The 13,622-nt window shown below is 74.2% G+C and carries 12 protein-coding genes; 10 read left to right on the top strand and 2 right to left on the bottom strand.

Annotation, left to right across the window (positions count from 1 at the left end; translation table 11 throughout):
* Window positions 1-8: 8 nt before the first annotated feature.
* Window positions 9-2,273: an LLM class flavin-dependent oxidoreductase gene (locus KG103_RS16070; RefSeq protein WP_207339498.1), complete on the bottom strand. Its 2,265-nt coding sequence runs from the start codon at window positions 2,271-2,273 to the stop codon at window positions 9-11.
* A gap of 77 nt (window positions 2,274-2,350) precedes the next feature.
* Between KG103_RS16070 and KG103_RS16065 the strand changes: the two genes are divergently transcribed.
* From KG103_RS16065 to KG103_RS16020, 10 genes are all read left to right on the top strand, one after another.
* Window positions 2,351-2,821 carry a MarR family winged helix-turn-helix transcriptional regulator gene (locus tag KG103_RS16065; protein WP_207339497.1) on the top strand — a complete coding sequence of 157 codons (471 nt, stop codon included), beginning with the start codon at window positions 2,351-2,353 and terminating at the stop codon, window positions 2,819-2,821.
* A 144-nt stretch (window positions 2,822-2,965) separates the two neighbouring features.
* Window positions 2,966-3,739: an SDR family NAD(P)-dependent oxidoreductase gene (locus KG103_RS16060; RefSeq protein WP_207339496.1), complete on the top strand. Its 774-nt coding sequence runs from the start codon at window positions 2,966-2,968 to the stop codon at window positions 3,737-3,739.
* 53 nt (window positions 3,740-3,792) lie between these two features.
* Window positions 3,793-4,641: a helix-turn-helix transcriptional regulator gene (locus KG103_RS16055; RefSeq protein WP_207339495.1), complete on the top strand. Its 849-nt coding sequence runs from the start codon at window positions 3,793-3,795 to the stop codon at window positions 4,639-4,641.
* Window positions 4,642-4,764: 123 nt separating this feature from the next.
* Window positions 4,765-5,148, top strand: coding sequence for a GntR family transcriptional regulator (locus tag KG103_RS16050; protein ID WP_207339494.1), 384 nt, complete (start codon window positions 4,765-4,767; stop codon window positions 5,146-5,148).
* On the top strand, window positions 5,145-6,068 hold the full coding sequence (locus tag KG103_RS16045; protein WP_207339493.1) for an ATP-binding cassette domain-containing protein: 924 nt from the start codon (window positions 5,145-5,147) through the stop codon (window positions 6,066-6,068). The genes KG103_RS16050 and KG103_RS16045 overlap by 4 nt, the downstream gene beginning before the upstream one ends.
* Entirely contained in the window at window positions 6,065-6,802 is a 738-nt protein-coding gene (locus tag KG103_RS16040) for a hypothetical protein (RefSeq protein ID WP_207339492.1), read from the top strand. Before KG103_RS16045 ends, KG103_RS16040 begins: the two co-directional genes overlap by 4 nt.
* 65 nt (window positions 6,803-6,867) lie before the next feature.
* A complete protein-coding gene (locus KG103_RS16035; protein ID WP_207339491.1) occupies window positions 6,868-7,614 on the top strand; it encodes a hypothetical protein in 747 nt (248 codons plus the stop codon).
* Between the two features lie 141 nt (window positions 7,615-7,755).
* Entirely contained in the window at window positions 7,756-8,715 is a 960-nt protein-coding gene (locus KG103_RS16030) for an ABC transporter ATP-binding protein (RefSeq protein WP_207339490.1), read from the top strand.
* Window position 8,716: 1 nt separating this feature from the next.
* Window positions 8,717-9,574, top strand: coding sequence for an ABC transporter permease (locus tag KG103_RS16025; RefSeq protein ID WP_207339489.1), 858 nt, complete (start codon window positions 8,717-8,719; stop codon window positions 9,572-9,574).
* Between the two features lie 304 nt (window positions 9,575-9,878).
* Entirely contained in the window at window positions 9,879-12,410 is a 2,532-nt protein-coding gene (locus tag KG103_RS16020; RefSeq protein ID WP_207339488.1) for a glycoside hydrolase family 48 protein, read from the top strand.
* Window positions 12,411-12,576: 166 nt separating this feature from the next.
* On the opposite strand, the gene KG103_RS16015 is transcribed toward KG103_RS16020, so the two are convergent.
* Window positions 12,577-13,614: a LacI family DNA-binding transcriptional regulator gene (locus KG103_RS16015; protein ID WP_207339487.1), complete on the bottom strand. Its 1,038-nt coding sequence runs from the start codon at window positions 13,612-13,614 to the stop codon at window positions 12,577-12,579.
* Between the last annotated feature and the right edge of the window lie 8 nt (window positions 13,615-13,622).

The raw sequence follows: 13,622 nt of genomic DNA, 5'->3' as shown, positions 1-13,622 counted from the left end.
GCACGGCCTCAGCCCCGCGGGTCGATGGGGAAGTTCTGGTCGAAGACGTGGTCCGGGTCGTACGTGCGCTTGAGCGCCCGCAGCCGGTCGAGCGTGAGCGGCGGGAAGGCGTCGCGCAGCCGCTCGGGGCGCGGGTCGGTCTCGAAGGACAGGTACAGGCCGTCCATGTGCGGGTGCGCGAGCCGGTCCCACGTGTCGTCCAGCCCGGTGCGGGACGAGCGTCCAGCGAAGGCCGTGGCCGAGAGCTGCTGGTGGCGGTGGGCGTACGCGGTCGCGTCCGGCGCGACGTCGTTGCCGGCGGCTCCCGTCGCCCGCAGCTGCAGCAGCATCGCCTCGCCCGAGCCGAGAAGGCGCCCGAGGTCGGCGGCCGCCGCGTCCGTCATGGCGGGCAGCAGCCCGGAGCGGGTGACGGGCGGTGCACCGCCGTCGTGGTGGCGGGCCACCGGGCCGACGACGCCGGTGTACGGCGTGAGGGTCGCGCGCTGGTCGAGCACGGTCCCCGCGCCGAGCAGCTCCTCGAGGGCCGCGACGGCCGACGTCGTGTCGTCGTCCGCCCACACCGTCATGGCCTGCGCGAGCGGCTGACGGCCGCTGCCCCCGGCCTGCACGTGCAGGAAGCTGGTGAGCCGTCGGTCGGCGTCCTGGACGACGCGGCCCCAGCGGGCGAGGAGGCGGGCGGGGTCGGAGGCGTCGAACGTCATGGTCGCGAAGACGACGTCCGGCACCTCGGGGGCCTCGAGCTCCACCCACGTGACGACGCCGAGGTTGCCGCCCGCGCCCCGCAGCCCCCAGAACAGCTCGGGCTCGTGCCGGGCGTCGACGACGCGCACGGTGCCGTCGGCCGTGACGACCTCGTAGGCGACGACGTGGTCGATGGTCAGGCCCTGCGAGCGGCCGAGCAGGCCGATCCCGCCGGTCGTCGCCAGCCCGCCGACGCCGACGCCGCCGTAGTCGCCCGACGAGATCGCCCACCCGTGCGGGGCCAGCGTCGCGGCGACCTTGCCCCAGGTCGCGCCCGCGCCGAGCCGCACGCGGCGCGTCGCCTCGTCGACGACCGTCACCTCGTCCAGCGCGCCGACGTCGAGCACGACGCCGCCGTCGTTGGTCGACCGGCCGGAGATGCCGTGCCCGCCGGACCGCACCGCCAGCGGCCCGCGCTGCTCGCGGGCGTACCCGAGGGCGTCGACCACCTGCGCGGTGGTGCGGGGCAGCAGGACGATGCCGGGCGCGCCGCGGCGCATGTAGGTGGAGCGCAGGGAGGCGTACGCGCGGTCGCCGGGCTCGACGGCGGGCAGGCCGGCGGGCACGGCGTCGTAGGCGATGCCGTCGACCCGCTTGGCCAGGGCGGCGGCGGCGCGGACCGGACCGCTGGACGTGCCCGACGAGGCGCGCTCGGCGGCGACCGCGTCGCGGACCGCCGGGGCGACCTGCTCGGCGAACGTCCGGATGGTCGCGGGGTCGTCGGTGGCGAGGACGAAGGTGCCGATGCCGTCCTCGAGCGCGTACCGGACGAGGGCGTCGACCCACTGCTCGGGCGGGCCGTCCAGACCGTCGCCCGGGGTGGGGGAGAAGCGGCCGTTGATGTTGAGCAGCCGGCGGATCTCGCGGGGGTCGCGGCCGGCAGCCGTCGCGGCCTCGTCGATCGTCGCGTTGCCGCGCGCGAGGTCGCCGGGCTGCAGGTAACCCAGCGAGGGCAGCCAGCCGTCGGCCTTCCGGCCGACCAGGCGCAGCATGCGGGGCTTGTAGGCGCCGACCCAGATGCCGATCTCGTGCGCCGGGGCCGGGCCACGCTTGGCGCCCGCGAGGCGGTGGTGGTCGCCGCCGACGCGCAGCGCGCCGCGCCCGTCGGTGTCCCACAGGGCGCGGATGACGTCGATGGCCTCGCCGAGCGCGTCGACGGCCTCGCCGGGGGTCAGCCGCGGGACGCCCATGCCCTCGATGGCGTCCCAGAACGCCCCGGCGCCCAGGCCGAGCTCGACGCGGCCGCCGGACAGCAGGTCGAGGCTCGCGGCCGCGCGCGCCAGGACGGCCGGCGGGCGCATCGGCACGTTGAGGACGTTGCCGGACAGGTGCACGCGCTCGGTGCGCGCGGCGACCCACGACAGCAGCGTCCAGGTGTCGAGGAACGACGGCTGGTACGGGTGGTCCTGGAACGTCACCAGATCGAGGCCGGCCTGCTCGGTGAGCACGGCCAGGTCGACCGGGGTCTGCGGGTCGGCGTTCTGCGGGGTGAGGAACGTGCCGAGCTGCAGCTCGTGCCCGTAGTCGGTCATGGGTGCCTCCGAGGTCGTGTGCCGGCTAGATCATATGCCTGACAGACGATCTGTGGTGCAACAGGTATGCTGAGGGCGTGACGGACACCTCGACGCGCACCGGCGACGACCTCGGCTGGCAGCTCGGCACGCTGCTCGGCCGGTGGCGCACCGCCGTCGGCGAGGCGCTCGGCGGCATCCCCGCCGGCCCGCGCGGCTACCAGCTGCTGCGCGTCGTCGTCACCGCCGACGTGCCGCCCACCCAGGCCGCGCTCGCCGCCCACCTCGGCATCGACCGCACGGTCATGACCTACCTGCTCGACGACCTGTGCGCCGCCGGCCTGGTCGCACGCTGCCCCGACCCGGCCGACCGGCGCGTCCGGCGCATCGCCGCGACCGACCTCGGGCGGGCCGCGCTCGCCGACGTCGAGGGGCGCATCGCTGCCGCGGAGGCCACCGTCCTGCACGGCCTGGGCGCCGACGAGCAGGGCGTCCTGCGCGCGCTGCTCGCCCGGGCCACCGGCCCGGCCGCGTCGGGCGAGGACCACTGCGCGGTCGTCACCGCCTGATCCGCGCCGCCGCGTGACCCGCGCCGCCGCCGGATCCAGGGACCGGCGGTCCCCGGATCGACGCGGCCTTCTGCGCGGGCGGCCGCGCCCCGAGGCTGGCAGCACGGGTCGCCGCACCGGCGACCGCGGACCTCGGAGGACACCATGACCGGCCCCACCACCCCCCGCGTCGCACTCGTCACCGGCGGCAACCGCGGCCTCGGTCGTGCGAGCGCGCTCGCGCTCGCCGCCGCCGGCACCGACGTCGTGCTCACCTACCGGCAGCACGAGGACGAGGCGCACGCCGTCGTCGCCGACGTCGAGGCGCTCGGCCGACGCGCCGCGGCCCTGCGGCTGGACACGTCCGACCTCGCGGCGGTGGACGCCTTCCCGGCACGGCTGGCCGCCGTCCTGCACGAGCAGCGGGGCCGCGGGACCCTCGACGTGCTCCTGAACAACGCCGGCCTCTCGCTCGCGACGCCGCTCGGCGGCACCACGGCCGACGACCTGCAGACCCTGTTCGACGTCCACGTGCGCGGCGTCTTCCTGCTCACCCAGGGCCTGGTCCCGATGCTCGCGGACGGCGGCCGCGTCATCACCGTGTCGAGCGGGCTCGCACGGTTCGTCCAGCCGGGGGACCACGCCGGGTACGCGGCGATGAAGGCGGCGGTCGAGGCGTTGACGCGGTACTGGGCCGCGGAGCTGGGGGGTCGCGGCATCACCGTCAACGTCGTCGCGCCAGGGCCGGTGGCCACCGACTTCAGCGGCGGGGTCGTGCGGGACACCGCCGGCCTGCGCGACGCGCTCGCGTCGCAGACGGCGCTGGGGCGGGTGGGCGAGGCGGAGGACATCGGTGCCGTCGTGGCCGCGATCGCCTCGCCTGCGTTCGCGTGGGTCACCGGGCAGCGGGTCGAGGCGTCGGGCGGCATGCGGTTGTGACCGGCCTGCCCGTGACGCTTGCCCCGACGTCCGCCCGGGCGAAGACTGCCCGGGTGGACCGGCTCCAGCTCGCGGACTTCCTGCGCACGCGGCGCGAGGCCCTGCAGCCGCAGGACGTCGGCCTGCCGCGCGGGTCGCGTCGGCGCGCTCGCGGGCTGCGGCGCGAGGAGGTCGCGCTGCTGTGCGACATGTCGAGCGACTACTGGTCCCGCCTCGAGCAGGCGCGCGGCCCGCAGCCGTCGGACCAGATGCTCGCGGCGATGGCGCGCGGGCTGCGGCTCACGCTGGCCGAGCGGGACCACCTGTTCCGGCTGGCGGGCCGTCCCGCGCCGGAACGCGTGGGACCCGGCGAGCACGTGTCGCCCGGGCTGATGCGGGTGCTCGACCGCCTGCACGACACGCCCGCGCAGGTGATGACGGACCTGGGGGAGGCGCTTGCGCAGAACCCCGCGGCCGCCGCGCTGCTCGGGGACGAGTCCGCGCTGACCGGGCTCGACCGCGTCGTCGTGCACCGCTGGTTCGTGCACCCCTCCTCGCGCGACGTCTACCCCGTGCAGGACCACGACGTGCGCGGCCGGGTGTTCGTCTCGGACCTGCGCGCCGCGCTCGCCCGGCAGGGGCCCGGGTCGAGGGCGGAGCAGGTCGTGCAGTCGCTGCTCGTGCGCAGCGAGGAGTTCGCCCGGGTGTGGGCCGGGCACGAGGTGGGCCTGCGTCACGAGACGCACAAGCGGCTCGTCCACCCCGAGGTCGGGGAGATGAGCCTCGAGTGCCAGCGGCTCGTGGACGTCGAGCAGTCCCAGGTGCTGCTGGTGTTCACCGCCGCACCGGGCACACCGGACGACGACCGGCTCCGCCTGCTGGCCTCCCTGGCCCCCCGCCCGGCGCTGCCCACCCCCTCCTGACCGCGCAGCGCACCCTCTCCTGACCGCGCAGCCCACCCCTCGGTCGTCGGGGGTTGTGCGTCCCCTGGTTCTGTGGTTCATTAGTCGAGTAATGAACCACAGAACCAGCAGGGAGGGGTAGCCGTGTTCGACGGACGTGACCCCGTGTACCTGCAGATCGCGGACCAGATCAGGCAGGACGTGCTCTCGGGTGCGCTCGCATCCGAGGAGCAGGTCATGTCGACCACGCAGTACGCCACGACGTTCCGCATCAACCCCGCGACGGCGGCCAAGGCGTTCGCCCAGCTCGTCGACGAGGGCGTCCTCTACAAGCGCCGGGGCGTCGGCATGTTCGTCGCCCCCGGCGCCCGTGAGCGGCTGCTCGCCGAGGCTCGCGAGTCCTTCTTCACCGACACCGTCGACCCCGTCGCCGACGCCGCCCGCCTCCTGGGCGTCGACGTCGAGGACGTCGTCGCCCGGCTCCGCGCCCGTGCCGCCCGCCCCGCACCCGAGGGAGAGTCCCGATGACCGCGACCACCGGCTGGGGCGTCGAGCTCCAGGGAGTGACGCAGCGCTACGGCGACGTCACCGCGCTCGACGACGTCGCCCTGACGATCCGCCCCGGCACCATCACCGGCCTGCTGGGCCGCAACGGCTCGGGCAAGTCGACGATGGGCTCGCTGCTCGCCGCATTCCGCCGTCCGACGGCCGGGCGTGTGCTCGTCGACGGCGAGGACCCGTGGGAGAACGAGCGCGTCGTGCCGGGGGTGTGCTTCGTCCGGGAGTCCGGCGACGTGCTCGACGACTGCTCCCTCAAGGACAACCTCGCGTACCTCTCCGGCGCGCGGCCGTGGTTCTCGCACGAGCTCGCCGGCGAGCTGCTCGAGCTGTTCGAGCTGGACCTGAAGCGCAAGCCGTCGAAGCTGTCGCGCGGCAAGAGGTCGGCGTTCGGGATCGTCGTCGGGCTGGCGTCGCGCGCCCCGCTGACCATCCTCGACGAGGTCCACCTCGGCCTCGACGCGCCGAGCCGGTATGCCTTCTACGACGCGCTGCTCGCCGACTACGCCGAGCACCCGCGCACCATCGTGCTGTCGAGCCACCTCATCGACGAGGTCGAGCGGCTCCTCGAGGACGTCGTCGTGCTCGACGCCGGCCGCGTCCTCATCGCCCAGGACGTCGAGTCCCTGCGCGCCGAGGGCATCTCGGTCACCGGCCCCGCGGCCGCCGTCGCGGACTTCGTCGCGGGGCGCGACGTGCTCGCCACGCAGCGCCTCGGCGGCACCACCCAGACCACCGTGCGCGGCGCGCTCCTGGAGGGGGACGCGCGCCGCGCACGGCAGGCCGGGCTCGAGCTGGGCCCGGTCCCGCTGCAGGACCTGTTCGTCCACCTCACCGGCCCGGGCCGGACCACCGACGCCGCGGCACGCGCGCAGGGGGTGGACCGATGACGACGACAGTCGCCACCCGCCCGTCGCCCACGGTGCGCACAGCGCGCGTGCTGGGCGCGGTGCTGCTGAGCATGGCGGGGATCTTCTGGGCCCTCGCGGTCGTGGCGGTCGTCATCGCCACCCTCGTCGTCTGGCGCGTCAACGGCAGCGCCGACGTGTCGATCGCGGTGTACGCGCGGCAGGCGGCGACCTGGTTCCCCTTCTCGCTCGGCATCATGCTGGTCGGCGCCTACCTGCGGGTGCACATCGCGTCGGGCGTGACCCGCCGGACGTTCGTCCGGGCCGCGCTGCTCGTCGAGCTCGCCGCCGGCGTCGGGTACGCCGCCGTCTTCACGGCCCTCGTGCTGCTGGAGCGTGCCGTCCACGACGCCCTGGGCTGGGAGTCGGTCATCACGGAGATCCAGCTCGCCGACGAGTCCGCGTCAACCGGGGCGATGCTCCTCGAGCTGTCCGTGACGTTCGTCGTCGCCAACCTGTCCGGGCTGCTGGTCGGGGCCGTCTACCTGCGGTTCGGCGCCTGGGTCGGCACGCTCACGCTCCCGCTGACCGTGGGTCCGCTCGTGCTGCTGCTCTACATCCCCGGTGCCCGGTACGTCGACCTGCCGGGCATCTGGACCACGACCGCGGCGGGCCACCTGGCCCTGGCGGTCGGCGTGGGTGTCGTGCTCGCCGCGGCGATGGCGGCGGTCTTCGCGGCCCTCGTGGAGCGGCTGCAGCTCGCCCCCGCGCCCTGACCCGACGACCCGACGACGGCACGACCACACGACCCCACGACCCGACCACGAGAGAGGAGGACGCGATGTCCGCGACCGTCACCGCGGCCCTGGCCGGCCGCACGGGCCCGCTGCGGTCCACCGTCACCCGGCTCGCCGCCGTCAACCTCACGCTGCTCGTCTGGTTCTGGGCGTGCTCGGTGCCCGTCGTCGTGGTCGCGAGCATCCTGGTCGACCGGCTGCTGGGCGTCGACGACGTGGCCGTCTCGCTCTACACGCGGCACGCCGCCATCTGGTTCCCGTTCTCCCAGGGGATCGCCCTCGTCGGCCTCTTCCTGCGGGCGCACGTCGCCGCCGGCATGACGCGGCGGACGTTCGCGCGGGCGACGATCCTCGTCGGGGTCGGCACGGGCGCGGCGTACGGCGTCGTGCTGACCCTGCTCGCCGTCGCCGAGCGCGGCATCCACACGGCCCTCGGCAGGGGCTGGCGGGTGACCGACGGCTTCCTCGCCGACGAGTCCTCACCCCTCGGCCTGCTGCTCGCCGAGGTCGTCGTGTGCTGCGTCGTCGGGAACGTCGCCGCCCTGCTCGTCGGTGTCGTGTACCAGCGCTGGGGCGCGCTGTACGGCACGCTCGCGCTGCCGCTCACCGTCGGCCCCGTGTTCCTCGTCTTCGCCCTGCTCGGCGCGGCCGGCGGCTGGGGCCCGCTGCCCGCCGCCGCCCCCGGTCCGCCGTGGCCCGCGCTCGGCTGGTCCGTTCTCGTCGTCGCCCTCACCGCCGCGGCCTACGCCGCCGTCGTCCGCCGCACGCAGCTGCGGCCACCGCACCCGTAACCGCGCACCGCGCACGCACCACGTCACCGCGCGTCACCCCGCGTCACACCCGTCCCCCCGGACCCGGCACCCGCCGGGGCCGCGGCACCCCGCACCCACGCGCCGCTCCCCGGCGCACCCACCGCCCACCCGGAGGTCAGCATGAGCACCACCCCGGTCGTCCGCGCGGAGCACCTGCGCAAGTCCTACGGCAGCACGCTCGCCGTCCAGGACGTGTCCCTCACCGTCGAGCGCGGCGAGATCTTCGGCGTCCTCGGGCGCAACGGCGCCGGCAAGACGACGACGGTCGAGATGATCGCCGGGCTGCGCCGGCCCGACGGCGGGACGGTCCGCGTCCTCGGGCTCGACCCGGCGACGCAGGCCGCCGCCGTGCACGACAAGGTCGGCCTCCAGCTCCAGGAGTCGGCCCTGCCGGACCGGCTGCGGGTCCAGGAGGCGCTCGAGCTCTACGCGTCCTTCTACGCCGCGCCGGCCGACCCCGTCGACCTGCTCGACCTGCTCGGCCTCACGGTCAAGCGTGACACCGCGTTCAAGGACCTCTCCGGCGGGCAGAAGCAGCGCCTGTCGGTCGCGCTCGCGCTCGTCGGCCGGCCCGAGGTCGCGATCCTCGACGAGCTGACGACGGGCCTCGACCCGCACGCCCGGCGCGAGACGTGGGCGGTCGTCGAGGCGGTACGTGACGCGGGGGTGACGATCCTCCTCGTCACCCACCTCATGGAGGAGGCCGAGCGGCTGTGCGACCGGATCGCCCTCATCTCCGGCGGGCTCGTCGCCGCGACCGGCACGCCGGAGCAGATCGTCGACCTCGCGCAGGGTGAGCACGTGCTGCGCGTGCGTCCCGAGCGGCCCGTCCCCGACGAGGTGCTGCTCGGCGCGCTCACGGGCGTCCCCGACGTCCGCGAGGCCGTCGTCGAGGACCGTGCGCTCGTCGTGCGAGGCGGCGGCGCGCTCGTCCAGGGCGTGCTCGTCGCGCTCGCCCGCCACGACGTCGCGACCCGCGACGTCCGCCTGGAGCGCGCGTCCCTCGAGGACGCGTTCGTCTCCCTCACCGGTGCCGACGGCGCCGACGCCCAGCCCGTGACGACCTCCGCAGAGGTGTGACATGACCGCCCAGACCCCGACCCCGACCACGACGGCCACCGCCGTCCCCGCCGCGGCGCGCCGTGGTGCCCTCGCCGCAGCCCCGGCGGCGTCGCGCCCCCGCGGCGGTGCGTTGCTGCGGATGACGGTCGCCGAGGCGCGCCTGCTGGTGCGCGACCCCGCGGCGGGGTTCTTCGCCCTCGGGTTCCCCGCGCTGCTCATCACCGTCCTCGGTCTCACGATGCCGTGGGCCGACGAGCCGTTCGACGACCGCGACCCGCTGCTCGCGCAGATCACCGCCATCACCGGGTACACGCCTATCGTGCTGAGCCTCGCGGTCGCGACCGTCGGGCTGTCGAGCCTCCCCGTGGCCGTCGCGACCTACCGGCAGCGCGGGGTGCTCAAGCGGCTCTCGGCGACACCGGTCGGCCCGGCCCGCCTGCTCGTCGCGCAGGTGCTCGTCTACCTCGGCGCGCTCGTCGTCGCGGCCGTCGTCGCCCTCGTCTGCGCTGTGCTCGTGGTCGGGGTGACGCTCCCGAAGCAGCCGTGGACGGTGGCCCTCGCGTTCCTGCTCGGGGTGCTCTCGACGTTCGCGGTCGGTGGGCTCATCGCGGCCCGGGCGGCGACGACGGGCGCGGCCAACGGCATCGGCATGACGGCGTACTTCATCAGCCTGTTCTTCGCCGGCGTGTGGACGCCGCTGCCGATCATGCCCGAGGCCGTCCAGACCATCGCCCGGTACCTGCCGCTCGGTGCGGCGAGCCAGGCGATGACCGACGCCTGGGTCGGTGCGCCGTTCCCCACCCAGCAGGTGCTCGTCATGGCCGCGTGGGCGCTCGTCGGCACACCGCTGGCGGTGCGTCTGTTCCGCTGGAGCTGACCCTCGCGCACGTCCCGACGGTGCGCCGCCCGCAGCGGGTGGCGCACCGTCGTCGTGCTCCAGGCGAGGCCCCCTGGTCACGCTCCCACGAGAGCCTGCCCCTAAGCGTTTCGCGGCCTGGACGGTGCGTCCGCACCTGGTGAGAGTGAGCGTCGTCCAGACCGCATACCGCGGGCGCGTGACGCTGCGCACCGCGGACCGGTCCGTTCCTTCGTGCAGGACTGTCGCCGGCTCCGAGGCCCCCGACAGGCTCCACGCCCGGCACCGAGGCCGCGCGTGGTCGACGCCAGGAAAGGTACGGAAGATGACCTCAAGCACCCGACGGCGTGCCGTCAGAGCGGCCTGGGCCGTCCTGACGGCCACGACGCTCGTGGCCGCAGGCGGCATGCAGGCCGCCCAGGCGCTCTCCGGCTCGACGTCGCAGGCAGCGGTCCCCGCTGCCGTGGCGGTCGACTCCGAGTACGCGCAGCGGTTCCTCGAGCAGTACGAGAAGATCAAGGACCCCGCCAACGGGTACTTCAGCCCGCAGGGCATCCCGTACCACGCGGTCGAGACCCTCATGGTCGAGGCCCCCGACTACGGGCACATGACCACGTCCGAGGCCTACAGCTACTGGATCTGGCTCGAGGCCCTGTACGGGCAGGCCACCGGTGACTGGGACCCGCTGAACGAGGCGTGGACCAACATGGAGACGTACATGATCCCGCAGGCCGCGGATCAGCCGACGAACTCCTTCTACAAGGCCGACGCCCCGGCGAGCTACGCCTCGGAGTACAACCACCCGAGCAACTACCCGTCGCAGATCGGCAGCAGCGGCAGCGTCGGCAAGGACCCGATCGCCGCGGAGCTGCGTGCGACGTACGGCAACAACGACATCTACCAGATGCACTGGCTGGGCGACGTGGACAACGTCTACGGCTTCGGTGCGGCTCCCGGCCCCGGCTGCCAGCTCGGCCCGGACTACGAGGGCATGTCCCTCGTCAACACGTTCCAGCGCGGCCCGCAGGAGTCGGTGTGGGAGACCGTCCCGCACCCCACCTGCGACGACTTCACGTACGGCGGCCCCAACGGGTACCTCGACCTGTTCACCGGTGACGCGTCGTACGCCAAGCAGTGGAAGTTCACGTCGGCGTCCGACGCCGACGCGCGTGCCGTCGAGGCCGTCTACTGGGCCAACAAGTGGGCGACCGAGCAGGGCAAGGCGGCGGACGTCGCGTCGGTCGTCACCAAGGCCGCCAAGCTGGGCGACTACCTGCGCTACACGCTGTTCGACAAGTACTTCAAGACGATCGGCTGCACGTCGCCGAGCTGCCCCGCCGGCTCCGGCAAGGAGAGCGCGCACTACCTGCTGTCCTGGTACATGGCGTGGGGCGGCGCCACGGACACCAGCTCCGGCTGGGCGTGGCGCATCGGCTCGTCGCACGCGCACTTCGGGTACCAGAACCCGTTCGCGGCGTGGGCACTGTCCAACGACCCGAAGCTGACGCCGAAGTCGGCGACGGCCAAGGCGGACTGGACCAAGGCCGCCGAGCGTCAGGTCGAGCTGTACCAGTGGTTGCAGTCGTCCAACGGTCCGATCGCCGGTGGCGCCACGAACAGCTGGGACGGTGCGTACGCGCAGCCGCCGGCCGGCACCCCGACGTTCTACGGCATGGCCTACACCGAGGCGCCCGTCTACAACGACCCGCCGTCGAACCAGTGGTTCGGCATGCAGGCGTGGGGCGTGCAGCGGCTCGCCGAGCTCTACTACGAGACCGGCAACGCGAAGGCCAAGACGGTCCTCGACAAGTGGGCGGCCTGGGTCGTCGACCACGTCGAGACCGACGGCGCCGACTGGTCGGTCCCGTCCGAGCTCACCTGGTCGGGCAAGCCCGACACCTGGAACCCGAGCAACCCCGGCTCCAACGCCGGCCTGACCGTCACGCTCAAGAGCTCCGGCCAGGACGTCGGCGTCGCCGGTGACACCGCCCGCGCGCTCCTGTTCTACGCGGCCAAGTCGGGCAACACCGAGGCGCGGGACACCGCCAAGGACCTGCTCGACGCGATCTGGGACAACAACCAGGACTCGCTCGGCGTCACCTCGGTCGAGACCCGTGGCGACTACAAGCGGTTCGACGACGAGTACACCGCCGGCGGCAACGGCGTCTACATCCCGGCCGGCTGGTCGGGCACCATGCCCAACGGCGACGTGGTGGAGCCCGGGGTGTCGTTCCTCGACATCCGCTCGTTCTACAAGGACGACCCGCAGTGGGCGAAGGTCCAGGCGGCGCTGAACGGCGGGCCCGACCCGCAGTTCGAGTACCACCGCTTCTGGGCGCAGACGGCCATCGCCGGTGCCCTGTCGGACTACTCGCGCCTCTTCGAGGACGCCGGCCCCGGGCCGACGCCCACGGTGACGCCCACGGTGACGCCCACGGCGACCCCCTCGGTCACGCCGACGCCGACGGTGACCCCCTCGGTCACGCCGACCCCGTCAGTGACGCCGACCCCGTCGGTGACGCCCACGCAGAACCCCACGGGCGCCTGCACCGTGCGGTACACCGCCAACAGCTGGAACAACGGCTTCACGGCCTCGGTCCGCGTGACCAACAACGGGACCAGCGCGCTCAACGGCTGGAACCTGCGCTTCACGTTCGCCAACGGCCAGCAGGTCCAGCAGGGCTGGAGCGCGACCTGGTCGCAGTCCGGCACGGCGGTCACCGCGACCAACGCCGCGTGGAACGGCTCGCTCGCACCGGGCGCGTCCGTCGACATCGGCTTCAACGGGTCGCACTCCGGCACCAACAACGCACCGACGGCGTTCACCCTGAACGGCGCCGCCTGCACCGCCGGCTGATCGGCTGACGGCTCCCGTCGCGACCCCATGCGCGACGGGTGAGGGGCCGGTCCCGGGCGCACGCCCGGGGCCGGCCCCTCGTCGTTGCTCCGGACCGGGGGGATCTCGTCGAGGACGCTCTCGGTCCCGGCTCGCTGCGGCGCGGGCCTCCGTGCGGGCGCCGGCCTCAGGCCTGGTCGTCCTGACCGCCCGTGGACTCGCGGGCCACGATGCGGAACGCGGCCTTGTGGAGCCGGGGCGGGCGGACGTCCCGGGGGTCGGCCTCGATGCGCTCGACGAGCATCGCGACGGCCGTCTCGGCGATCTCCTCCCGTCCCGGGTCCACGCTGGACAGCGAGGGGTTCGAGAAGCGGCCGTCGCCGATGTTGTCGAACCCGATGACGGCCACGTCGTCGGGCACACGGCGCCCGGCCCGGGCGAGCGCCCGCAGGGCACCGATGGCGAGGCTGTCGTTGAGCGCGAAGACGGCGTCGAACTCGACGCCGGACGCGAGCAGCTCACGGGTCGCGTCCACGCCGTTCTGCGGGAGCCAGGGCGCGACGGCGCACTCGAGCCGCGGGTCCTCCGGCAGGCCGGCCACGGCGAGCGCCTCGCGGTAGCCCCGCACGCGCAGGTCCGACGGCCGCATCTGCCCGCTGCGCCGGTCGGGGTGGGCGCCGAGGACGGCGATGCGCCGTCGGCCGAGGCCGATGAGGTGCTCGACGGCCGCGCGGGCGCCCTCGACGTTGTGCATGGTCACGTGGTCGTCGGGCCCGCCGAAGATGCGCTCGCCGAGCAGCACGAGCGGGTAGGTGACGTCGTCGAGGAGGTGGCGGTCCTCGGTGCCGAGGTGCTCGGGACTGAAGAGCATGCCGTCGGTCTGCCGCAGGCCGTTCGTGAGCACGGCGGTCTCGTGGTCACGGTCCGCGCCGGCCTGGCCGATGATCACGCCCAGGCTGCGCCGCTCCGCGGCGGCGATCACCGCGTCCGCGAGCTCGGCGAAGTACGGCTGCCGCAGCTGCGGCACGGCGAGCCCGATGACGCCGGTCCTGCCGGAGCGCAGGCCCCGGGCTGACAGGTTCGGCCGGTAGCCCAGCTCGGCGATGACCCGCTGCACGCGCGCCCGCGTCTCGGGGCGCACGTGGGGGTGGTCGTTGACGACGTTCGAGACCGTCTTGTTGGAGACGCCGGCGCGCCGTGCGACGTCCTGCATCGTCACCTTCACGACGGCTG

Source organism: Cellulomonas wangleii (assembly GCF_018388445.1).
GTDB lineage: Bacteria > Actinomycetota > Actinomycetes > Actinomycetales > Cellulomonadaceae > Cellulomonas > Cellulomonas wangleii.
This window is presented reverse-complemented; position numbering and strand designations above follow the sequence as displayed.